General features: G+C 35.0%; 22 protein-coding genes and 1 other RNA gene. 22 read left to right on the forward strand and 1 reads right to left on the reverse strand.

Annotation, left to right across the window (positions count from 1 at the left end):
• Nucleotides 1-6: 6 nt before the first annotated feature.
• The 22 genes from TEPIDINF_RS02445 to asnB all read left to right on the forward strand — a co-directional run bounded on the left by TEPIDINF_RS02445 (nt 7) and on the right by asnB (nt 21,223).
• Nucleotides 7-414: a cytidine deaminase gene (locus tag TEPIDINF_RS02445; protein WP_068723391.1), complete on the forward strand. Its 408-nt coding sequence runs from the start codon at nt 7-9 to the stop codon at nt 412-414.
• Nucleotides 398-1,318, forward strand: coding sequence for a GTPase Era (gene era, locus TEPIDINF_RS02450; protein WP_069800215.1), 921 nt, complete (start codon nt 398-400; stop codon nt 1,316-1,318). The genes TEPIDINF_RS02445 and era overlap by 17 nt, the downstream gene beginning before the upstream one ends.
• Nucleotides 1,319-1,415: 97 nt before the next feature.
• On the forward strand, nt 1,416-1,553 hold the full coding sequence (locus TEPIDINF_RS02455; RefSeq protein ID WP_084818863.1) for a YqzL family protein: 138 nt from the start codon (nt 1,416-1,418) through the stop codon (nt 1,551-1,553).
• Between the two features lie 38 nt (nt 1,554-1,591).
• Nucleotides 1,592-2,335, forward strand: coding sequence for a DNA repair protein RecO (gene recO, locus TEPIDINF_RS02460; protein WP_421691300.1), 744 nt, complete (start codon nt 1,592-1,594; stop codon nt 2,333-2,335).
• Nucleotides 2,336-2,345: 10 nt separating this feature from the next.
• Nucleotides 2,346-2,738 carry a DUF4342 domain-containing protein gene (locus TEPIDINF_RS02465; protein WP_068723395.1) on the forward strand — a complete coding sequence of 131 codons (393 nt, stop codon included), beginning with the start codon at nt 2,346-2,348 and terminating at the stop codon, nt 2,736-2,738.
• Between the two features lie 214 nt (nt 2,739-2,952).
• On the forward strand, nt 2,953-3,594 hold the full coding sequence (gene ccpN / locus TEPIDINF_RS02470; protein ID WP_068727434.1) for a transcriptional regulator CcpN: 642 nt from the start codon (nt 2,953-2,955) through the stop codon (nt 3,592-3,594).
• Nucleotides 3,595-3,608: 14 nt separating this feature from the next.
• Nucleotides 3,609-4,433: a pyruvate, water dikinase regulatory protein gene (locus TEPIDINF_RS02475; protein ID WP_068723398.1), complete on the forward strand. Its 825-nt coding sequence runs from the start codon at nt 3,609-3,611 to the stop codon at nt 4,431-4,433.
• A gap of 1 nt (nt 4,434) precedes the next feature.
• Complete coding sequence (gene ppdK, locus TEPIDINF_RS02480; protein WP_421691301.1) at nt 4,435-7,086, forward strand: pyruvate, phosphate dikinase; 2,652 nt, start codon at nt 4,435-4,437, stop codon at nt 7,084-7,086.
• Between the two features lie 208 nt (nt 7,087-7,294).
• Nucleotides 7,295-7,501: a hypothetical protein gene (locus tag TEPIDINF_RS02485; RefSeq protein ID WP_235589059.1), complete on the forward strand. Its 207-nt coding sequence runs from the start codon at nt 7,295-7,297 to the stop codon at nt 7,499-7,501.
• 62 nt (nt 7,502-7,563) lie between these two features.
• Nucleotides 7,564-9,396: a DNA primase gene (dnaG, locus tag TEPIDINF_RS02490; protein WP_068723400.1), complete on the forward strand. Its 1,833-nt coding sequence runs from the start codon at nt 7,564-7,566 to the stop codon at nt 9,394-9,396.
• A gap of 30 nt (nt 9,397-9,426) precedes the next feature.
• The gene (rpoD, locus tag TEPIDINF_RS02495) at nt 9,427-10,578 is read left to right on the forward strand and encodes an RNA polymerase sigma factor RpoD (RefSeq protein WP_068723401.1); all 1,152 of its coding nucleotides are present in this window, start codon (nt 9,427-9,429) and stop codon (nt 10,576-10,578) included.
• A gap of 191 nt (nt 10,579-10,769) precedes the next feature.
• Nucleotides 10,770-12,236: a M1 family metallopeptidase gene (locus tag TEPIDINF_RS02500; RefSeq protein WP_421691302.1), complete on the forward strand. Its 1,467-nt coding sequence runs from the start codon at nt 10,770-10,772 to the stop codon at nt 12,234-12,236.
• 117 nt (nt 12,237-12,353) lie between these two features.
• Entirely contained in the window at nt 12,354-13,106 is a 753-nt protein-coding gene (locus TEPIDINF_RS02505) for a tRNA (adenine(22)-N(1))-methyltransferase (protein WP_068723404.1), read from the forward strand.
• On the forward strand, nt 13,073-13,885 hold the full coding sequence (locus tag TEPIDINF_RS02510; protein ID WP_421691303.1) for a Nif3-like dinuclear metal center hexameric protein: 813 nt from the start codon (nt 13,073-13,075) through the stop codon (nt 13,883-13,885). Before TEPIDINF_RS02505 ends, TEPIDINF_RS02510 begins: the two co-directional genes overlap by 34 nt.
• Before the next feature lie 23 nt (nt 13,886-13,908).
• Nucleotides 13,909-14,409, forward strand: coding sequence for a C4-type zinc ribbon domain-containing protein (locus TEPIDINF_RS02515; RefSeq protein WP_421691304.1), 501 nt, complete (start codon nt 13,909-13,911; stop codon nt 14,407-14,409).
• A 104-nt stretch (nt 14,410-14,513) separates the two neighbouring features.
• Nucleotides 14,514-14,912: RNase P RNA component class A (gene rnpB / locus TEPIDINF_RS02520), an RNA gene on the forward strand.
• A gap of 158 nt (nt 14,913-15,070) precedes the next feature.
• Nucleotides 15,071-16,531, forward strand: coding sequence for a nicotinate phosphoribosyltransferase (locus TEPIDINF_RS02525; RefSeq protein WP_421691305.1), 1,461 nt, complete (start codon nt 15,071-15,073; stop codon nt 16,529-16,531).
• 5 nt (nt 16,532-16,536) lie between these two features.
• Complete coding sequence (locus TEPIDINF_RS02530; protein ID WP_068723410.1) at nt 16,537-17,019, forward strand: divergent PAP2 family protein; 483 nt, start codon at nt 16,537-16,539, stop codon at nt 17,017-17,019.
• A 136-nt stretch (nt 17,020-17,155) separates the two neighbouring features.
• On the forward strand, nt 17,156-17,293 hold the full coding sequence (locus TEPIDINF_RS02535; RefSeq protein WP_421692132.1) for a hypothetical protein: 138 nt from the start codon (nt 17,156-17,158) through the stop codon (nt 17,291-17,293).
• A gap of 314 nt (nt 17,294-17,607) precedes the next feature.
• Nucleotides 17,608-17,946, forward strand: a complete 339-nt coding sequence (locus TEPIDINF_RS02540; protein ID WP_068723414.1) for a P-II family nitrogen regulator — start codon at nt 17,608-17,610, stop codon at nt 17,944-17,946.
• Between the two features lie 27 nt (nt 17,947-17,973).
• Entirely contained in the window at nt 17,974-19,218 is a 1,245-nt protein-coding gene (locus TEPIDINF_RS02545) for an ammonium transporter (RefSeq protein WP_068723417.1), read from the forward strand.
• Between the two features lie 163 nt (nt 19,219-19,381).
• The gene (gene asnB / locus TEPIDINF_RS02550; protein WP_068723419.1) at nt 19,382-21,223 is read left to right on the forward strand and encodes an asparagine synthase (glutamine-hydrolyzing); all 1,842 of its coding nucleotides are present in this window, start codon (nt 19,382-19,384) and stop codon (nt 21,221-21,223) included.
• A 74-nt stretch (nt 21,224-21,297) separates the two neighbouring features.
• Here the strand turns inward: asnB and TEPIDINF_RS02555 are convergent, their stop codons facing one another.
• Nucleotides 21,298-21,966 carry a TMEM165/GDT1 family protein gene (locus TEPIDINF_RS02555; protein ID WP_421691306.1) on the reverse strand — a complete coding sequence of 223 codons (669 nt, stop codon included), beginning with the start codon at nt 21,964-21,966 and terminating at the stop codon, nt 21,298-21,300.
• Nucleotides 21,967-22,295: the final 329 nt, after the last annotated feature.

A 22,295-nucleotide genomic window follows, 5' to 3' on the forward strand; every position in this document is an offset into this window, starting at 1 on the left:
TAAGAAATGAAAAAAGAGGAATTAATTGAGTTAGCAAAGGAAGCAAGAAAAAATGCTTATGTTCCTTATTCAAAATTTGAAGTTGGCGCTGCGATTTTAACTAAAAGTGGGAAAATATATAAAGGGGCAAATATTGAAAATGCCTCATATGGCTTAACCAACTGTGCGGAAAGAACAGCGATCTTCAAAGCAATCTCAGAAGGGGATCATGACTTAGACGAAATTGCTGTTATTGCTGATACAGAAGATCCTGTAGCACCGTGTGGTGCTTGTCGCCAGGTCATGGTTGAGTTTTTCAATCCTAAAGCAAAAGTATATTTGGCTAATTTAAAAGGGGATGTATTGGAAACAACCGTAGAGGGGTTACTTCCAGGGGCATTTACACAGGAGGATTTAGATGAATCAGGAAAGTAAGCAAATAAAATCTGGCTTTGTTGCCATTATTGGTAGACCAAATGTAGGGAAATCCACATTACTTAATGAAGTGATTGGTCAAAAAGTGGCAATCATGTCCGACAAACCGCAAACGACCCGAAATAAGATTCGTGCTGTTTTTACCAATGAGCAAGGACAAATTGTTTTTATTGACACACCAGGTGTACATAAACCAAAAACGAAATTGGGTCAGTATATGATGAATATTACTTTGACCTCATTACAAGAAGTAGATCTCATTTTATATCTCATTGATGTGACTAATAAATTTGGTCTAGGGGAGCAGTTCATCTTAGAACAATTAAAGGAAGTACGTTCTACCCCTGTATTCCTTATCTTAAATAAAATTGACTTAGTGACTCCAGAGCAATTATTACCGATTATTGAACAATATCGATCATTATTTGATTTTAAAGAAGTGATTCCTATTTCTGCGTTAAAAGGGAATAACGTGCAAACTTTACTAAGTGAGATTTTTGAAGAGCTACCAGAGGGGCCTTACTATTTCCCACCAGATCAAGTTGTAGAATCACCTGAAAGGTTTATCGTTGCTGAATTAATTCGGGAAAAAATTTTGCATCTAACAAGGGAAGAAGTTCCACATTCTATTGCGGTTGTGGTTGAATCGATGAAGCCAGGTGAAGAAAATCCCAATACCGTCGTGATCCAAGCCGTAATCTATACTGAGAGACCCTCTCAAAAGGCAATTATTATTGGCAAAAGTGGCAGCATGTTAAAGGAAATTGGGAAAAAGGCACGGGAGGATATTGAAAGATTATTGGGAACCAAAACTTTTATAGAATTATGGGTGAAAGTGAAAGAAGACTGGAAAAATCGCGATTACTTATTAAAGGATTTTGGTTATTTTGAAGAAAATGATTAGATTATTCCTGAAATTTTTTTCCTCGGATAGAAAAGAAGTAGTTAGCTTATCCTAATAGATATAAATACTTCAATCTGTGAGGAAAGGGTGAAAAGCCATGAAAAACTTTTCATGGAACTATTTTTGCAATACAGGACAGATTGACGCTTATCTTTTATACAAGGATTGTGAAAAAGCAAATCAAGTAGAGGATGACTCTGCAATAAAAGAGCGAAAGGCATTAGAACAGACCTAAAGGATAAATAAGTGAATGGGAGAAACTGGAGCATAAAAATGTTAGTAAGAACTGAAGGTATCGTGATCAGAACCGTAGATTACGGAGAGACAAATAAAATTATTACCTTATATACAAGAACACATGGAAAAGTATCGCTTATGGCTAGAGGCGCAAAGAAAACAAAAAGTCGTTTTAGTTCCATGTCACAGGTTTTTAGTTATGGAGAATATATATTTTTTTTGGGAAAAGAGATGGGATCTTTAAATCAAGCTGAACATATTCGTATGTTCCCCACCTTTCATACTGATATTGAAAAGACTGCATATGCAGCATACCTTATTGAACTTATTGATAAAATGACAGAATCAAATGATCCAAATCCATTTTTATTTCAACAATTATTAGCTGGCCTTGAATTAATTGATGAGGGAAAAGATGAAGAAGTGATTGCCAGAATTTTTGAAATGAAAATACTATACATTTCTGGTTATCGCCCTCATCTACACTCATGTGCAATTTGCGGTAGTGAGGAGGCACTTAGTGGTTTTGACATTAGACATGGTGGTCTTGTTTGTTCTAAACATTTTGACCAGTATCGAACGATTGCTTTACAACCAATTACCATTAAATTATTACAAATGTTTGAAATGATTGATATGAAACGAATTGGTCAGGTCAATATCAAAGATTCAACAAAAATTCAACTTTCACATGTGATGAAGTCATTTTTTGATCAATATATAGGTATAACTTTAAAATCTAGACAATTTCTAGATCAATTGCACAAGTACAAAGAATAGGAGGGATACCATGGAGCCCAAAAAGGAAGATGTGCTAATAGAAATTATCCAACATCGAGTACATTGTAGTCGCGAAGAAGCACGTAATTTTCTAAAAAAACACCATTATGATTTGGTATCCGCTATGAATGAAATCAACGGAATAAAAGATGGGCCAAAAGAACATGTTATCGAAGAAGTTTTTCATGTCTCTGGAGAGAAATTATTAAAAATGTTAAGGAGTCTTCTAAAACAAACGAATTTGGTCCATTTAACTCTACAAAAAGACCAGAAAGTTCTCTTATCTATTCCCATAGCTTTTGGGGTGTTCATGTTTTGGTTATATCCTTTCATTTCTACATTAACAACTCTTTACTTAATAAAAAGTAATTACACGATTAAGATATTGAAAAGAATCGCGTAATGATTTCATAGGTTCCCACAAAGGTAGTTGGAATAGCTTTTAAGGAAGTCTTTACTTTTGTGGGTTTTTTTAGCTCTCATGTATCCCATTTAGGAATAGAGGGCTTTTTCTTTTAAACCTTTAATTAGTTCTTGCAGAAGTTGGAATAACAATATAGTATATACTATATAAAGAAAAAATATAAAAAGTATAACACAATTACTTGAAGGTGGTGATAACGATAGAACTAACAAATCGACAAGAATTGATTTTAAAAATTGTAAAAGATGAAGGACCAATTACTGGAGAACAGATCGCTGAAAGATTAAACCTTACACGTGCCACTTTACGCCCTGATTTGGCGATCCTCACCATGTCAGGTTTTTTGGATGCTAGGCCAAGGGTTGGTTATTATTATACAGGAAAAAAGGGTAACCAACTGATCAGTGAAACACTTAACAAAATACTTGTAAAGGATTACAAGGCAGTTCCTGTTGTCATTAAAGAAGAAGCTTCTGTTTATGATGCGATTGTGATGATGTTTTTAGAGGATGTTGGAACATTGGCAGTGATCAAGAATAAGGGGATATTAGCAGGAATCGTATCCAGAAAAGATTTGTTAAAAGCCGCAATAGGGAAACAAAATTTACAGGAAATCCCTATCTCCATTATTATGACAAGAATGCCGAATATCATTACCTGTCAATTGGATGACCCACTGGTGAATGTAGCAAACAAATTAATTCATTATCAAATTGATTCGATTCCGGTTGTGCGTCCATTTGATGGGCTTGATGGCCTTGAGGTAGTGGGTCGGATAACAAAAACGACGATAACAAAGGCATTTGTTGAACTGGTCAATGAAAAAGATATTTAGAGGAGGGAATAACCATAAGTAGCCAAAACGAAAAACCAATTATCTATGTTATTTCTGATTCAATTGGAGAAACTGCTGAATATGTGGTAAGAGCTGCTGCAAGTCAATTTAATGGGGGAACAGCTGAAATTCGAAGAATTTCTTATATTGACGACCATGAATCAATTGACGAGGTTGTTCAATCAGCGAAAGAAGTCAATGGATTAATTGCTTTTACCATTGTTGTAGCTGAATTGAAGGAATATCTTCTGAAGATTGCAGAAAAGAAGCAAGTCAAAACAGTAGATATTATGGGTCCAATGATCGATGCTTTACAGGGAATTTATAAAATGCCTCCAAAAATGAAGCCAGGATTGGTTAGGAAATTAGATGATGAGTATTTTAGAAAAGTTGAAGCGATTGAGTTTGCAGTTAAATATGACGATGGAAGGGACCCAAGAGGTATCTTAAAAGCAGATGTTATTTTGGTTGGTGTATCAAGAACCTCTAAAACCCCATTATCCATGTATTTGGCTCATAAACGTTTAAAGGTAGCAAACGTACCACTCGTTCCAGAAGTACAACCGCCAGATGAACTTTTTGAGGTTTCTAGTAAAAAAGTAATTGGTCTAAAAATAAATCCTGACCAATTAAACAGTATACGTAAAGAAAGATTAAAAGCATTAGGGTTAACCGCTCAAGCTAACTATGCCAATTATAAAAGAATTTTAGAGGAATTAGAATATTCAGAAAGAGTCATGAAAAAGATAGGTTGTCCCGTGATTGATGTATCTAGTAAAGCAGTGGAGGAGACTGCCAATATTATTTTAGATATGTTTCGTAAAGGTGGGGAAAGATAAAATGGCCGAAAAATATGTCTATCTATTCCATGAGGGGCATGCAGGAATGAAAGAACTGTTAGGTGGAAAAGGAGCCAATCTGACGGAAATGACCCGTGTCGGGCTACCTGTTCCTCCTGGATTTACGGTTACAACACAAGCGTGTAATCAATATTATGAAAATAGTAAAGAATTATCAAATGAAATCAAAGACCAGATTGTAAAAGCTCTACATGTTCTGGAAGAGAATACAGAGAAAAGACTTGGGGGGTTGGAAAATCCTTTATTAGTATCTGTAAGATCTGGTTCAGTCATTTCGATGCCCGGAATGATGGACACTGTACTTAACTTAGGTCTAAATGATGAAACAGTTCAAGTGCTTGCTAATTTAACGGGAAATCCTCGTTTTGCTTATGATAGTTATCGCCGTTTTATTCAAATGTTTTCAGATGTTGTATTGGGAATTGAGCATTACCTATTCGAACAAGTAATTGAAGAAGTAAAAGAAAAAAAAGGATTAAAGGAAGATCCTGAATTAAGTGCATTAGATTGGCAAGAAGTCATTGCTGGTTATAAAAAAATCGTCCTCCAAAAAACAAAAGATCCATTTCCACAAGAACCTATGGTTCAATTAGAAATGGCAATCCGTGCTGTTTTTGATTCTTGGAATAATCAAAGGGCAATTGTCTATCGTAAAATCAACAAAATCCCTGATGATTTGGGTACTGCTGTCAATGTACAAATGATGGTTTTTGGAAACATGGGCGAAGATTCTGGAACAGGGGTAGCCTTTACGAGAAACCCATCTACAGGAGAACGGACTTTGTATGGAGAATTTTTAATGAATGCTCAAGGAGAAGATGTTGTAGCAGGCATTAGAACACCTAAGTCCATTCATACATTAGCAGAAATAAATGCTGAAGTATATGAATCTTTTAGTCGTATTGCAGAACGATTAGAACGGCATTACAAAGATATGCAGGATATTGAATTTACGATTGAAAAAGGAAAACTTTATTTATTACAAACCAGAAATGGAAAGAGAACTGCCCAATCAGCAGTAAAGATCGCTGTTGATATGGTAAAGGAAGAAATTATTGATAAAGAGACAGCTATATTAAGAGTGGACCCTGATCAACTAAATCAATTACTACATCGTCAAATTGACTTATCTGCGAAGTTTGATCAGATCGCAAAAGGTTTGCCAGCATCTCCAGGGGCTGCAACCGGAAAAATAGTATTTGATGCGGATATTGCGGAAAAGTTGGGAATGGCAGGTGAAAAAGTGATTTTGGTTCGTCCAGAAACCACCCCAGAAGATATTCATGGGATTGTTGCAGCCCAAGGGATACTGACAAGTCGTGGTGGTATGACAAGCCACGCAGCAGTTGTTGCTAGAGGAATGGGGAAACCTTGTATTACAGGCTGTGAAGAATTAAAAATAGATTTAAGAAAGAAAGAAATCGTCTTAAGTAACGGTCAAGTTCTTAAAGAAAAAGAGGTCATTTCTATTGATGGAAGTACAGGTAGAGTCATCGCTGGGGAAGTTAAATTGATTGACCCTCAGTTATCTAAAGAACTAATTGAATTGTTAGAGTGGTCTGATCGGATCAGGAAAATTGATGTTAGAGCAAATGCAGATAACCCGGAAGATGCGATGAAATCAAGAGAATTTGGTGCAACAGGAATTGGCCTTTGCCGAACAGAGCATATGTTTATGGAGGCTACGAGGATTCCAATTGTACAAGAAATGATCCTCTCAGAAACGGTGAAAGAACGGGAGGCAGCTCTAGCCAAACTTCTCCCAATGCAAAAATCTGATTTTAAAGGAATTTTGAAAGCGATGGCTGGTTTGCCAGTAACAATACGATTACTAGATCCACCTCTTCATGAATTTTTACCTAATGTTGAAGAATTAGTGGTAGAAATTACAAAATTAAAAATGGTGGATGAAGATTCTAAACAGTTAAGGGAAAAGGAACGACTTATGCGGAAGATTCGTCATTTGTCAGAATTTAATCCAATGCTTGGTCATAGGGGATGTCGTTTAGGCATTACCTTCCCAGAGATTTACCAAATGCAAGCAAAGGCCATTTTTCAAGCAACGATTGAATTAGCAGAAGAAGGGATCAAAGTAAAACCAGAAATTATGATTCCGCTTGTAGGACATGTGAACGAATTAAAATTGCTGAAAGAATTAGTCATAGAAACAGCGGAACAGATAAAAAGAGAAACAGGAAAATCCTTTAATTATACAATCGGTACAATGATTGAAATCCCAAGGGCAGCCTTAACTGCAGATGAAATCGCTGAACACGCAGAATTTTTCTCATTTGGAACCAATGACTTAACCCAAACTACATTTGGATTTAGTAGGGATGATGCAGAAGGTAAATTCTTGCACTATTATGTTGATCATAAAATTCTACCTGATAATCCCTTTGTCACCATCGACCAAGATGGGGTAGGAAAATTGATTCAAATGGGAACAAAATTAGGCCGTAACACAAAACCTACTTTAAAAGTAGGTATCTGTGGTGAACATGGTGGAGAAAAAAAATCAATTGAATTTTGTTATCAAACAGGGCTAAACTATGTGAGTTGTTCCCCATATCGCGTTCCTTTAGCGAGATTAGCGGCAGCTCAAGCAACGATTAAACAGAAGAGAGCATAAAAGTGAATAGGTAGTTGGTAGTCAAAAATACACCAATTTATTCATTCGGTGTATTTTTTTTTGCGAAAAAATAAATTTGCTACTTATTTTTTCTTGTATTTTTGTTATAATATAGATCGTTTATTCGACAAAATTCTCCTTTTATTTAAAAACTTTGTCGAGAAGGATTTTTTGTGTTTTTGTAGAATAAGTTAGATAGGAAATGAAAATGATTAAAAGATTAATTGTTGATGCAGATTCCTGTCCTGTAAAGGATGAAATCGTACAAGTAGCTAAAGAATATGTGATCTCAGTCATCTTTGTGGCATCCTTTGCTCATTTTATGAGTCGAATAGAGGGTGCCCAGATTATTTATGTTAGGCTTATACCATGCAAGATAGGGAAAATTTTGTCGAAACACTACGAAAAATTTTAAATTCTTAGCAGGAAATTTTAAACCGATGAAGAATGTAATGTGATGGAATTGAGGGTGCTTCTATGTCATCTAAGTTGATACCAGATGAAATTCTACATAATATTAGACGCCATTTTGATATAGTTGATGTGATTAGCCAATATGTTCAATTAAAAAAGAGTGGGAGGAACTTTGTTGGGCTTTGCCCTTTCCATTCTGAGAAAACACCATCTTTTTCTGTTTCTCCTGAAAAACAAATTTATCATTGTTTTGGCTGTGGTGCTGGCGGTGATGTGCTTCGTTTTATAATGGAGATCGAAAACTTTAGCTTCAGAGAAGCTGCTCTGCATTTAGGTCAACAAGCAGGTATTACGATTCCTTTGGAGCATGAGCAAACCTATTATGATCCTTTGGAACAACAAAAACAACAAATGATCCAAGTCCATGAATTAGCTAGTAAGTTTTATCATTATCTTCTGCTTGAGACAGAACATGGGCAGGAATCTTTACGTTATTTAATAGATAGAGGGTTTACAAGGGAGTTGATTGAGACTTTTTATATTGGATATGCACCCTCAGCTTGGGACACATTAAAAAACTTTTTAGTAAAAAGGGGTTTTGCTATAGAGATATTGGAGAAGGCGGGGTTAATTATTCAATCCGATGAAGGGAACTACTATGATCGGTTTAGAAATCGTGTGATGTTTCCTATTTTTGATGCTCATGGAAGAGTGATTGCCTTTGGTGGAAGGGTTTTAGATCAAAGTTTACCTAAATATTTAAATAGTCCTGAGACCCTTATTTTTAACAAAAGTAAAACACTATATAATTTACATTTAGCAAAAAAACAGATTCGAAAAAAAAGGCAAGCTATTTTATTAGAAGGTTATGTAGATACCATTGCTGTTTGGAATGCAGGCGTTGAGCAAGGGATTGCTACACTTGGTACTTCATTAACAGAAGAACATGCAAAAATCCTGCGAAGAGATGCGGATGAGGTGGTCATTAGTTATGATTCTGATTCAGCAGGACAATTGGCCATATTTCGTGCTATAGACACACTTCAAGAAGTTGGGTGTCAAATCAAGATAGTTCAAATGCCAAAGGGACTTGATCCTGACGATTATATTCGTAAATTTGGGGCTGAATCATTTAAACAAGAGATTCTTGGGAATACTGTAACTGCAACAGCTTTTAAAATCCAATATATTCGAAAAGACTATAACTTAAATGTTGAATCTGATCGAATGAAATATCTTACTCATGCGATAGATATTATAGCTGACTTAACACATGCGATTGAGCGTGAACATTATTTGAAGGGACTGGCAGATGAATTTCAGCTATCATTTGATTCCTTAAAAAATGACCTCCAGCTCATTTATTATGAAAAACGGAAAAAAAAGGAGAAAACAAGGGATAATCTGGCAGTCAAGTGGAATAATAATATAAATAATGGCAATCATCTGGGTAGATCTAAAACTTTATATCCAGCTTACTATAATGCTGAAAAATATTTAATCTATTTCATGATGAAAGATCGCCAAATTGCTGAGAAAATCCAACAGGAGATTGGAAGTGGATTTCATGTGGAGGATTTTGCAGTATTAGCGGCGTATATATATTCATATTATGGTGAAGGAAATCCAGCAGATATTAGTCGGTTTCTTTCCACCCTTCAAGACCAACATGATATTCAACTTGCAACAGAAATGGCTATGCTTGATGTGAATGAAGAGATCACAGAGGATGAGTTAAATGATTATATTATGCAAGTTAAAAAATATAATATAGAGATTATGATTAAGCAAAAAAGGGAAGAACAGCTGAAGGCAGAGCGTTCAAACGATTTTGTTAAAGCAGCCCAAATTGGACAGGAGATCATCCAATTACGTAATAAATTGAAATGGGGATAATCAGGAAATTCAGGGAAGGAGGGAATTATTATGGCGAAAGATAAGAATCTGAATGTGGAAAATAATCATGTTGATCCTGAACTTACATTGGATCAAGTAAAAGACCAGATTGTTGAAGCTGGTAAAAAACGAGGATCCGTTTCGTACAAAGAAATGATAGCTAAATTATCCACATATGACCAGGACTCCGATCAAATTGATGAATTCTTTGAATATTTAACAGATCAAGGAATTGAAATAGTCAATGATTCAGATGATGATGACCATGATAATACATTAATAATAGAGGATGATAGGGATGAAGATCTAGATGATGAGTTTGATCTAGAAGATTTAACTATTCCCTCTGGTATAAAAATTAATGACCCCGTAAGAATGTATCTTAAAGAAATTGGGCGTGTTCCGTTATTATCTGCGGAAGAAGAAATTGAATTGGCCAAACGAATTGAAAAAGGTGATGAAGAAGCGAAACGTCGCCTTGCTGAGGCTAATTTAAGATTAGTTGTAAGTATTGCTAAACGTTATGTTGGCCGTGGCATGTTATTTTTGGATTTAATCCAAGAAGGAAATATGGGATTAATTAAAGCAGTTGAAAAATTTGATTACCGAAAAGGATACAAATTTAGTACCTATGCAACTTGGTGGATTCGCCAGGCAATTACAAGAGCGATTGCAGACCAGGCAAGAACGATTCGCATCCCAGTCCATATGGTTGAAACGATCAATAAATTGATTCGAGTTTCAAGACAATTACTTCAAGATTTAGGACGTGAACCTTCTCCAGAGGAAATTGCCAAAGAAATGGATCTAAGTACTGAAAAAGTACGTGAAATTATGAAAATTGCGCAAGAGCCAGTTTCTTTAGAAACTCCTATTGGAGAAGAAGATGATTCCCATCTAGGTGATTTCATTGAAGATCAAGATGCTCTAGCTCCATCCGATGCAGCCGCATATGAATTATTAAAAGAACAATTAGAAGATGTTCTAGATACGTTAACAGAACGAGAAGAAAATGTACTCCGTTTACGCTTTGGACTTGATGATGGTCGTACAAGAACATTGGAAGAAGTTGGTAAAGTTTTTGGTGTAACAAGGGAAAGGATTCGCCAGATTGAGGCAAAAGCCTTACGAAAACTTCGTCATCCAAGCCGCAGCAAACGGTTAAAAGATTTCTTAGAATAATTCTTGCGTATTTGTTTTTTCGGACCTACAAATCTAATTTGTGGGTCTTTTTCTTTCAATAAATATAACTAACTTCTTGTTGTTTTCAATTTTACATTTTTTAATAACCTAATGCAAATTTCCAAATAAAACTTTTTTTGGATGAATGCCTCCTTATTTGCGTATTCTATGTAAATGAGGAGTGATATCTTATGTTCCAAAAAGGTAAGCTATGGGTGATTAGTCTTTTGACCCTAGCAATATTAGGTACTGTAATTAATCTTCAAGGAATGAGTTCAAAAAGTACACCAACTTTACGTTCTTTTGCACCTTATATTACTATAAAAAGAGACCAAATTCCCAGTTATCTAATCGATATGATTTATCATGAAAATACGAAAAAAGTGACGGGAAACATGAAAGTGATGGTTCCTAATCGCACAACTAAACCATTAGATGAGCTTTATTTTCATCTATATCCAAACGCTTTTGCTAATTGGAAATGGGAAGAAGTGACCAAGCCCAAAACGAACGGTTATTTAAAAGTGATTAAAGCTTCAATCAACCAGATAGAAGCTTTTCCTCATCAGAAAGATACATTGCTAAAACTTAATTTACCTATTCCTTTACAACCGAATAAAGCAGCAATGGTGGAAATCACTTTTGAATTAAAGCTGCCAACAAGAGGGTTACGTTTAAATCAAACACCCTATTCTGCCTATTTAGCCCAATGGTATCCAATGCTAGCAGTGGTGGATAATCAGGGATGGCATATTGACCCCTATACGACAACAGGTGATCCGTTTTTTTCTGAAATTGCAGATTTTAAAGTACATGTTCAAGTACCAGAAGGATATACTGTTATTTCCTCTGCAAACGATCCACATCATGAAGTTGCAAATGAGAAACAAGTCACTTTGTCTCAACAAAAAATTAGAGATTTTGCCATGGTTATCACAAAAGAATACGAATCGATTTCTGGGATAACAAAAGATGGGGTAAAAACAAACCTTTGGTACCTATCAGATCAACAGGCGGTGGCTCCATTACTCTTAGGTGCTGCTACCGATGCAATGCAATTTTTTAATGAATCGTTTGGATCCTATCCGATGAAAGAAATAGATATTGTGCTAGCTAACTCAGGATATGGAATAGCTGGTATGGAATATCCGGGACTGGTTACATCTGATGCCTACATTGAGGAAGGGAAAAAAAAGTGGCCTGCTTATCACGTTGTGGCCCATGAATTAGCTCATCAATGGTGGTATAGTACGGTAGGAAATAATCAAATTGAAGAACCATGGTTAGACGAAGGGTTAACTTCTTTTTCCGAATATCTTTATACCGAACAGGTCTTAAAGCGAAAAAATATCGATGTTTTAATGAAAAAAATCAAACAAACGACAGATCAACTTTCAGCTGAGCAAAATGTGAGTGTACTACAATCGATTTATTCTTATGGTGATTTATATGGACTATTTATTTATGCTAGACCAGCAGCTATGTTATGGGAATTAAAGGAAGAGTTTGGGGATCAGAAAGTTAAAGAATTATTACAAACCTATTATAAAAATTACCGATTCAAAATCGCTTCAACAGAGGATTTTATCCAAACGGCAAATACAGTATTCAATAAGGATATGAGCCCTTTTTTTAATCAGTGGCTCATTACTCGTTAAGAAAAATCCACAAAAGTGATAACTTACCTATGTTATTAGCATAGGTTTCTTTTTGCCTATGTATGGGTTGGAATGTATAATGGTTATGTACATAGTTTGATAAGAAAAGGTGAAATCATGGAATCAATCCAGTTATCTGAGCGTTTATTAATGATTGCACAAAATATCCCTGTAGGAAAAAGAGTAGCAGATATTGGTTCAGATCATGCCCTCTTGCCAAGTTATCTTATCCTTAATGAAATCTCTCCATTCGTCATTGCTGGTGAAGTAAATGAAGGACCTTACCAAGCTGCGAAAAGGCAAATTGAAAGTTTAGGGCTTGAAGATAAGGTTTCAGTCAGAAAAGGAAATGGTCTACAAGTGATAGAACCAAACGAAGTTCAAGTGGTTACAATTGCTGGAATGGGAGGATCATTGATTTCTCAAATTTTAGAACAGGGAAAAGAAAAAATAGATCAACTTGAACGGTTCATTTTACAGCCTAATGTTGGTGTAGATCAGGTTAGAAGATGGCTGGATCAGCATAATTGGGACTTGATAGCCGAAGAAATTTTAGAAGAGGGCGAAAAAATATATGAGATTATTGTGGCGGAAAAAAGAAGGGGAATGGAAGATCCGGTATATCGGTCAGAAAAATGGAGCAAAGACGAATTATATCGTTTAGGACCGATTTTAGTGAAAAAGCAGTCTGAGGTTTTAATTAAAAAGTGGATGATTGAATTAACAAAAGTAGAATATATCCTTGAACAGATTAAAAATTCAAAGAATGAACAAGAAAAATCTATAAAAGAAATGCAATTAAACCATGAGCAAAAATGGCTGAAGGGGGTTATCCAATGTTTGCAAAAGGACAAACCATTATTCAGTTAATGGAACAGTTTGCACCTAAACATTTTGCCATAGAAGATGATAAAATTGGTCTACAAGTAGGCACTTTAAACAAAGAAGTAAAAAAGGTAATGTTCACGTTAGATGTTTTAGAAAATGTGGTGGATGAGGCGATAGAGCATCAAGTTGATCTAATTATCTCTCATCATGCCGTTATTTTTAGACCGCTAAAAAACTTAAGAACAGATTTGCCTCAAGGACGCTTGTATGATAAATTGCTAAAAAATGATATAGCCGTTTATGTGGCTCATACTAACTTAGATTCAGTAAAAGGTGGAGTGAATGATGTTTTAGCTGAACGGCTAGAACTTCAAGAGGTAGAATTATTGGAGTCTTTCAATTCTTTAGAGTTATCAGAAAAAGCATATGGTATTGGAAGAATAGGTAAGCTTAAAGAAGTAATGTTACTTCAAGATTTCGCATTATTTGTAAAACAACAATTTCAATTGGATGGTGTAAGGATTGTTGGCGATTTAAAACGTTCTGTTAAAAAAGTAGCGATTGTTGGTGGAGATGGAAACAGTTTTGTTAGTAAAGCAGCATTTCGTGGTGCAGATGTTTTAGTAACAGGGGATATTTACTACCATGTTGCACATGATGCAATGGCTCAAAATTTAGCGATCATAGATGCTGGACATAATATTGAAAAATATGTGTTAGATCACGTAAAAGCTTATGTTGAAGAGGAATTTAAAAAAAAGGAAATATCAACTAAATTATTGGTTGCAAAAATAAATACGAACCCATTTCAATTTATGTAAACACGATTTCAGGGGAGAGGAACATGTTAATCGGGAGAAAGTTTTTCGAATATGAACAAGCAAATAGAAGAATACATGAAATAGAACAAAAAGAAGTAGAATATATGATACAAAAAGAAAAATACTTAAATGAACAAGAAATTGAAAAAAGCAATATCACTCAATTACAAGCTCAACCAATCAATGATGACATCAGAATAGAGCTTGCCCTTTGTAAGCAAAGGATTTTCTTACTACAAAAGGATTTAGATCGTTTAGAAGAAAAATGGCGTGAGGAAAGCCTTATTTTCATGCAAGAAAAATACGATTTAGAGCAAAAGATCAATGAGCTTAAAACGATCATTCCAAATCAACATTGGAAAATATATCAACGTATAAAAGAAACAAAGGAAAATCCAGTTGTTGAAGTAAAGCACCAAATGTGTACAGGCTGTTTTATGCCATTATCCCAAACTAACCTTAATCGATGGCGTCGTGGAAAAGATTTAGTTTTATGTGAAGTATGTGATCGTATATTGGCATAATATGGTAATACAACCATCTAAACACCATTGAACTGACCGCTAATTTTTGATATAGTATTATTTGTCGTTATTCAAGGTAACGTTTATTGTATAAGTGAAAATGGAAAGTAAGTTGGGTAATCGCTGGTGAATGATCGCAAGGTCTCACGAGAGGAAAGTCCGAGCTCCATAGGGCAGGGTGCTGGATAACGTCCAGTCAGAGTGATCTGAAGGATAGTGCCACAGAAATGGACCGCCTATGTATCATCATGTTTGATGCAGGTAAGGGTGCAACCGTGGTGTAAGAGACCACGAGGAGATATGGTGACATATTTCCTGGTAAACCCCACTTGGAGCAAGACCTGATAGGAATGCACATGGAGTTGCCCGCTCCGCATTCGGGTTGGTCGCTTGAGCTGTATAGTAATATACAGCCTAGATAGATGATTACCACTTCAATGGTGGGAGCTAGAAGCGTTTTACCACTAGAAGAACAGAACTCGGCTTACAGACTTACTTTCCAAACGAAAATAAAGCGAAATATAAAGATATTTTGTTAAACAAAGTATCTTACTATATCTCGCTTTTTTCTATTTTATTTTGGCAATAATATTGCAAAACCTTAACAAATTAAATAAAATGTGTGGGAAATCAACTATTATGATATAAAGAAGGGAAACCCATGACTCCAAATCAATCCTATACTAGAAACCTGACCTTACTCACTGACTATTATCAAATTAGTATGATGTATTCACATTTTAGAAACAAGCTATTTCATAAAGAAGTTGTTTTTGACGTTTATTTTAGAAAAAATCCATGTGGGACAGGCTATAGTTTGTTTGCAGGTTTAGAGCAAGTGATCGAATACATACAAAATCTCCATTTTACAGAAGAAGATATTGAATTTTTAGCTAAGACTTATAAATATGACAAAGAATTTTTAGGTTATTTATCCGACTTTAGATTTACTGGTAACATTTGGTCTGTAAGTGAAGGAACTGTTGTTTTTCCTAATGAACCGATTATGAGGATTCAAACGAATATCTTGGAAGGTCATTTGGTTGAAACGGCGATCTTAAATTTGATCAATCACCAAACTCTTATCGCTACGAAGGCATCTCGAGTTGTTTTTGCCGCGAATGGCGATCCAGTATTAGAATTTGGATTAAGAAGAGCTCAAGGCCCGGATGCAGGTGTATATGGTGCTCGCGCGGCCTATATTGCTGGAGTAGTAGGTACTTCTAATGTTCTAGCAGGAAAATTATATTCGATTCCTGTAAAAGGAACCCATGCTCATGCTTATATTCAAAGCTATTCTTCTGAATTAGAGGCTTTCCTTAATTTTGCTGAAGCATTTCCTAATAACCTCATTTTATTAGTTGATACATATGATACATTGGGAAGTGGAGTACCTAATGCGATTAAAACGTTTCAAATCATGAAGGGAAAATTAGGTGATCAATTTAAGAATTATGGGATTCGCCTTGATTCTGGTGATTTGGCCTATCTATCTAAGGTTGCAAGAAAAATGCTAGATGAAGCTGGATTTAATGATGCTCAAATTGTAGCGTCAAATGATTTGGATGAGAACCTGATTAGAGATTTAAAATTACAGGGGGCTAAAATTGATGTTTGGGGGGTAGGCACGAATTTGATTACTTCAAGTGATTGTCCTTCTTTAGGTGGTGTTTATAAATTAGTTGCCGAAAAAGAAGAAGATCAATTCATACCAAAAATCAAAATCAGTGAAAATCCTGAAAAGATTACCACCCCTGGATGTAAAAAAGTAGTCCGTTTTTATAATAAATACACGAAGATGGCAATATTGGACTTAGTAATGTTACAAGAGGAAGAAATACCAACCCATGATTTTATTGCCTTTGATCCGATCAATATTTGGAAAAAGAAAAGGGTTAAGGATTTTGTGGCAAAGGAAATTTTAATTCCTATCTTCGAAAATGGGGAGTTAATCTATACATTACCATCTATTGAGGAAATTAGGGCACATGCAAAAAGTGAATTAAGTACTATTGATGATGAAATGAAACGTCTTAGTAATCCTCATATTTATCACGTTGACTTGTCAAGGAAACTATGGGATTTAAAATATGATCTGATCAACAAAGAGAGGAAAAGATAACCATCATGATACTTACTGCGTTAATTCACAATTATCCCCTGATAACTGCATTTGTGTCGATGTTAATAGCTCAAATCATTAAATTTCCTCTCCTCTACATCATGGAGAAAAAACTGGAGCCAATGATTATGTTTAGTAATGGGGGAATGCCTAGTTCTCATTCTGCATTTGTTACTTCCTTGACCACAGCACTTGGCATCAAGTATGGAGTTGAATCACCTTATTTTGCAATTGCTACAGTATTTGCCCTGATTACCATGTGGGATGCGGCTGGTGTTCGTTATCAGGCGTCTGAACATGCTAGAATCCTGAATATTCTTGTACAGGATTTTCAGAATTTAGTCGAACATGTTAAATACAAAACAAAAAGAACTAGAAATCAAGTTCCATTAAAAGAGCTTTTAGGCCATAAACCATTTGAGGTTTTGGTTGGTTCGTTTCTAGGGTTTCTTATCGCTTTTATCATAAAATACTGGGTTTATCAGTGACGTCAAAAGAATCCCACAAAGGTGCAGTTAATATGTCTAAAGCAGATATAGTAAACCAATTTTTTTTTTGCCAATATTTTGGAACGAATTGTTTTATCTTTAGGAAAAGGGAGAGAGGATTATTTCCGTATGGCCCATTTCATCTACTCAAGTGGATATTCGTTCGATCGATATAGGTAATCCAATGCTTGCCATGTATTCAATTAGAGAACTGGCAGGGGTAAAAGACCATGATTATGTGATTCAGTCTTTTAAAGCATTTTATAAATTATAAGAATAACTTCATAAGTTATTTAAAACTTTTCAAGCCTAGACCATATTTAAACATGGTAGAGGCTTTTTTTTATGCCTTTCCAAAATTATTCATGTTAGAAAATCTAACATGAATAATAATTTATAAGAGATAAAATCGGAATTTAAATTATTAAAATAATTAAAAAATACGAAAAAACAAGGGAAAGCGCTTTAAATAGAAGAAATAATCAGCTTTTATATATGTGAGGTTTTCTTACATAATTTGAAATAAAAACTTACATTTATTATGATGTTATCAAATTTTAAGTTTTTCTTTAGAAAGGAGATGAATTGATGAAAAAAATAGAAGCGATTATTAGGCCGGAAAAGTTGGAAGAGATGAAAAAATCTTTAAGTTTGTTGGGGGTTCATGGAATGACGGTAACAGAAGTAAAAGGATGTGGTAATCAACCTAAACAATCTGGATATTATAGGGGACAGCAATTTACTGTGGATCTATTACCTAAAGTAAAAATAGAAGTCGTGATACCCGATGCAATGGAAGATATGGTCATTGATGAATTTTTTAAAGTGGCACGAACTCTTCAGGTTGGCGATGGGAAAATATTTGTATCTACAATAAGCGAAGTATATCGAATTCGAACCGGAGAATCAGGTGAAAATGCTTTATAAAAATAGAATTAAAGGGGAGAAAATAAAATGGAAAATTTAACAATTTCATTAGATACTTTACTAGTTTTCATTTCTACAACTCTTGTTTTAATCATGCATGCAGGATTTATTATGGTTGAAGTTGGTTTTAACAGAGCAAAGAACGCATTAAATATTACAATGAAGAACTTTTTAACCATTGCATTAGGGCCATTAGCATTTTATTTGATTGGATTTGGCTTAACATTTGGAGAAGATTTCAATGGCTTTTTGGGAACAACGGGATTTCTCATGAAAAACATTAGTGTAGATTTATCGATTCCTTTGGCAGCTTTTTTCTCTTTCCAAGCAGTATTTGCTGCTACAAGTGCTACTATTGTTTCAGGTGCTGTAGCTGAGCGAATAAAATTTAGTGCTTATGTCATGTTTTCTGTATTATTAGTTGCAATTGTTTACCCAATTGTTGGTCATTGGGCTTGGGGAGGCGGCTGGCTTTCTAAATTAGGATTTATCGATTTTGCTGGTTCAACTGTCGTTCATTCAGTTGGGGGCTGGGCTGCATTAGTCGGGGCATCAATTCTAGGGCCTCGTATAGGGAAATATGAAGATGATAAGGTTCATGCTATTCCTGGGCATAATATACCTTTAGGTGCTTTAGGAGTCATTATTCTTTGGTTTGGATGGTTTGGGTTTAATACAGGTAGTGCTTTAACAGCTAGTGATGCTCGTATTCCTGATATATTTACAGTTACCTTATTAGGTGCTTCTGCAGCAGTTTTAGCCACTATGATTTTTACATCTATTCGTTACAAAAAAGTTGATGTTAGTTTGACGTTAAATGCTGCTTTAATAGGTTTAGTAAGTATTACAGCAGGTGCTGCTTCATTTTCTCCACTTGGATCAGTTATTGTTGGAGTTATTTCTGGCATTATACTCGTCTTTGCTGTAGAGTTTCTTGATTATGTAAAAATAGATGACCCTGTGGGTGCTTTTCCTGTTCATGGAATTGGTGGCATTTTTGGAACACTTGCAGTTGGATTGTTTGCTACAGATGGAGGACTATTTTATGGAGGAGGTTTTAAGTTATTAGCTGTTCAAGCTTTAGGTGTAACTACTGTAGCATTGTGGACGATCTCTACAAGTTTTATTATTTTCAAGGTAATAGAAAAAACAATTGGGCTAAGAGTGTCTGAACAAGTTGAAAAAGAGGGTTTAGATATTACAGAACATGGAAGTTACGCTTATTCTACATTATTTCTTCGTGATCAAATTCCTGTCATCAACAATAAATAGAATACTTTCTATTGAAAAATGGAGGAGGAAGTCATTTGATTCAATGTCCTCCTTTTTTTATGCACCTTTTTAGATATTAGGCGTAGAATAAAAAGTGAGAATGATAATTTTTTTCACTTAGAATAGAGTGTTGAATGATGATCGAAGAAAGGATGAATAGATAATGTGTGGAATTACGGGTTGGATAGATTGGGAAAAAGACTTATATCAATTTGAAGAAACAGTAAAAAGAATGGGGATGACAATGCTCCACCGTGGTCCTGATGCAAGTGGCACTTGGGTATCTAGACATGCGGCCCTTGCTCATACACGCTTAGTTGTGATCGATCCAGAAGGCGGTGGCCAACCTATGGTTCGTCAATATGGTGATAATAAATATGTGATTACCTATAATGGAGAATTATACAATACGGAAGAGTTGAGAAAAGAATTAAAATTACTAGGACATCGATTTTTCTCCTATTCAGACACAGAGGTTTTGTTGATCGCTTATATTGAGTGGGGAGAACATTGTGTTGATCATTTGAATGGTATCTTTGCTTTTGGTGTTTGGGATGATTATAAACAACGTTTATTCTTGGCAAGGGATCGTTTAGGAGTAAAACCACTTTTTTATATCAAAGATAAAAATAAACTTTTATACGCATCAGAATTAAAAGCATTATTGGCTCATCCAGATGTCTTACCTGAAGTTGATGAGGAAGGCCTTGCAGAAATATTTGCATTAGGTCCTTCTAGGACACCTGGCCATGGTGTTTTTTTCGGAATTTCTGAATTAAGATCAGGTCATTATTTAATTTTTGATCGCAATGGAATGAGAATTCGCCAATACTGGAATGTAGAGAGCAAACCTCATTTAGATGATTTAAAAATAACATTGGCAAAAGTACGGGAACTTGTATTTGATGCAGTGGAAAGACAATTGGTCTCCGATGTTCCTTTATTTACGTTTTTGTCCGGAGGACTTGATTCTAGTCTGATTTCAGCTATTGCCGCTAATCACTATAAAGAAAGGGGTAAAATGCTAGATACCTATTCGATTGATTACGAAGGAAGTCAAAAATATTTTAAAGTGAATGAGTTTCAACCTAATTCAGATGCACCTTATATAAAACAAATGTCAGAATTTATTGGTTCTCACCATCATTATGTAGAAATCAATACGATTGATTTAGTAGAAGCTTTAAAAGATGCAGTTATGGCTAGGGATTTACCAGGGATGGCGGATGTAGATTCTTCTCTCTTATTATTTAGTAAGGAAATTAAAAAAAATGCGACAGTTGGTTTATCAGGAGAATGTGCTGATGAAATTTTTGGTGGTTATCCATGGTTTTATCGTAGAGATGATCTGGCATCTAATACTTTTCCTTGGTTACGTTCTATTTCCGAAAGAGAAAGTATTTTAGCAAAAGAGGTAAGAGAGCAACTTCATTTGAAAGATTACTTAAACAAACGTTATCAACAAACATTAAATGAAGTACCAAAGCTGGTTGGAGAATTACCACTGCAAAGCCGTATGCGTGAATTGTTTTATTTAAATATGACGTGGTTTATGCAGACTTTATTAGAACGTAAAGATCGCATGACGATGGCAACAGGCCTTGAAGTTCGCGTTCCTTTTGCTGATCACCGATTAGTAGAATATTTATGGAATATTCCTTGGGAAATGAAAAATCTTGAAAATAGGGAAAAAGGGCTTTTACGTAAAGCGTTAAGAGGTGTATTGCCGGAAGAGGTCTTAATCAGGAAAAAAAGCCCATATCCAAAAACTCATAATCCCGAATACACAGTTGCTGTAAGCAAGATAATCTTAGAAATTCTCCATGATCCAGCTTCTCCTATTCTTCAATTAATTGATAAAGAAAAAGTGGAAAATATTGCAAACTCAGGAGGTGAAAGTTTTAAAGTGCCATGGTTTGGACAATTAATGACTGGACCACAGTTATTAGCTTATCTTGTGCAAGTTAATTTTTGGTTAAAAGAGTATCATGTAAAGATCCGTTAAACAGGAATAAAGATAGGAAAAAACTATTCTCATTTTAGGAGAGAATAGTTTTTTCTTTGGGGAGTAGTCAATTGTTATAGTTTTTCTGAATGTAATTTTTCCTTTGATACATTTTTTCTAAATATAAATCCAACACCGAGAATCAGAGCTAACGTAATGAAATTAAGATAAAGGATTAAAGAATCTGGCAAATGGCGATAGAGTCCAGCTAGACCAAAGAAAATGAAGATGAATGCTGAAATCCATTTGATCATCTGGGCAGATAATTTTTGGTTTAACCAAGTTCCAAACCAGATTCCAATTCCATCAGCAATTAACATTCCCAATGTGGTACCAGCCAATACAAAATAAGGCGATTGATATTTAGCAGCCAAAGCAATAGTAGCTAATTGAGTTTTATCCCCTAATTCAGCGATAAAAAAAGCCATGGTAACAGCCATAATTGGGCCAAATGTCTTAAAACGATTTTCTTCTCCGTTTAATTGATCCCCTCGAATTGTCCAGATTCCGAATAATACGAATAAAACCGCTGCACCAATTTGGATCATATCTAAGGAAATTTTAGAAGTTAAAAAATCGCCAAATGCCACTGCTAAACCATGATTAAAAATAGTGGCTAGGAACACACCTAACATTACTTGTTTGCTTGAATATCTTGATGCAAAGGCAATTGCCAATAGTTGAGTTTTGTCCCCCATCTCAGCTAAGGTTACAAATACAGTTGCAACAAGAAAAGAAATCAAAAAATCACCCCTTCATTTCATGAAAAAAAGACTTTCAATACATCTAAGTGATAAATATCACAAAGAAGTATTAAAAGTCTCGCTTTTTGGTTCAACCAAACAATGAGGCCAGATGATCAAATCATCATCAGTGTGTTGACCCCATACAACGCCATATGTAGACGTTAGCTACTCCCCTTTAATTACATTTATATTTTATCAAATGAATGATGGTGATACAAGGAATAAATGAAATTTGTCGTTAATATTCTACATTTTATACTTATTAAGTTTTATATGTTATAAAATAATATTAGCGTTAATAACCTTCACAAATTATACATAATAAA

The organism is Tepidibacillus infernus, from assembly GCF_048898065.1.
Lineage (GTDB): Bacteria > Bacillota > Bacilli > Tepidibacillales > Tepidibacillaceae > Tepidibacillus_B > Tepidibacillus_B infernus.

Coding starts and splice junctions, on each gene's coding strand:
- TEPIDINF_RS02445 (WP_068723391.1), top strand. CDS start 7: ATGAAAAAAGAGGAATTAATTGAGTTAGCAAAGGAAGCAAGAAAAAAT.
- era (WP_069800215.1), top strand. CDS start 398: ATGAATCAGGAAAGTAAGCAAATAAAATCTGGCTTTGTTGCCATTATT.
- TEPIDINF_RS02455 (WP_084818863.1), top strand. CDS start 1,416: ATGAAAAACTTTTCATGGAACTATTTTTGCAATACAGGACAGATTGAC.
- recO (WP_421691300.1), top strand. CDS start 1,592: ATGTTAGTAAGAACTGAAGGTATCGTGATCAGAACCGTAGATTACGGA.
- TEPIDINF_RS02465 (WP_068723395.1), top strand. CDS start 2,346: ATGGAGCCCAAAAAGGAAGATGTGCTAATAGAAATTATCCAACATCGA.
- ppdK (WP_421691301.1), top strand. CDS start 4,435: ATGGCCGAAAAATATGTCTATCTATTCCATGAGGGGCATGCAGGAATG.
- TEPIDINF_RS02485 (WP_235589059.1), top strand. CDS start 7,295: ATGATTAAAAGATTAATTGTTGATGCAGATTCCTGTCCTGTAAAGGAT.
- dnaG (WP_068723400.1), top strand. CDS start 7,564: ATGTCATCTAAGTTGATACCAGATGAAATTCTACATAATATTAGACGC.
- rpoD (WP_068723401.1), top strand. CDS start 9,427: ATGGCGAAAGATAAGAATCTGAATGTGGAAAATAATCATGTTGATCCT.
- TEPIDINF_RS02500 (WP_421691302.1), top strand. CDS start 10,770: ATGTTCCAAAAAGGTAAGCTATGGGTGATTAGTCTTTTGACCCTAGCA.
- TEPIDINF_RS02505 (WP_068723404.1), top strand. CDS start 12,354: ATGGAATCAATCCAGTTATCTGAGCGTTTATTAATGATTGCACAAAAT.
- TEPIDINF_RS02510 (WP_421691303.1), top strand. CDS start 13,073: ATGTTTGCAAAAGGACAAACCATTATTCAGTTAATGGAACAGTTTGCA.
- TEPIDINF_RS02515 (WP_421691304.1), top strand. CDS start 13,909: ATGTTAATCGGGAGAAAGTTTTTCGAATATGAACAAGCAAATAGAAGA.
- TEPIDINF_RS02525 (WP_421691305.1), top strand. CDS start 15,071: ATGACTCCAAATCAATCCTATACTAGAAACCTGACCTTACTCACTGAC.
- TEPIDINF_RS02530 (WP_068723410.1), top strand. CDS start 16,537: ATGATACTTACTGCGTTAATTCACAATTATCCCCTGATAACTGCATTT.
- TEPIDINF_RS02540 (WP_068723414.1), top strand. CDS start 17,608: ATGAAAAAAATAGAAGCGATTATTAGGCCGGAAAAGTTGGAAGAGATG.
- TEPIDINF_RS02545 (WP_068723417.1), top strand. CDS start 17,974: ATGGAAAATTTAACAATTTCATTAGATACTTTACTAGTTTTCATTTCT.
- asnB (WP_068723419.1), top strand. CDS start 19,382: ATGTGTGGAATTACGGGTTGGATAGATTGGGAAAAAGACTTATATCAA.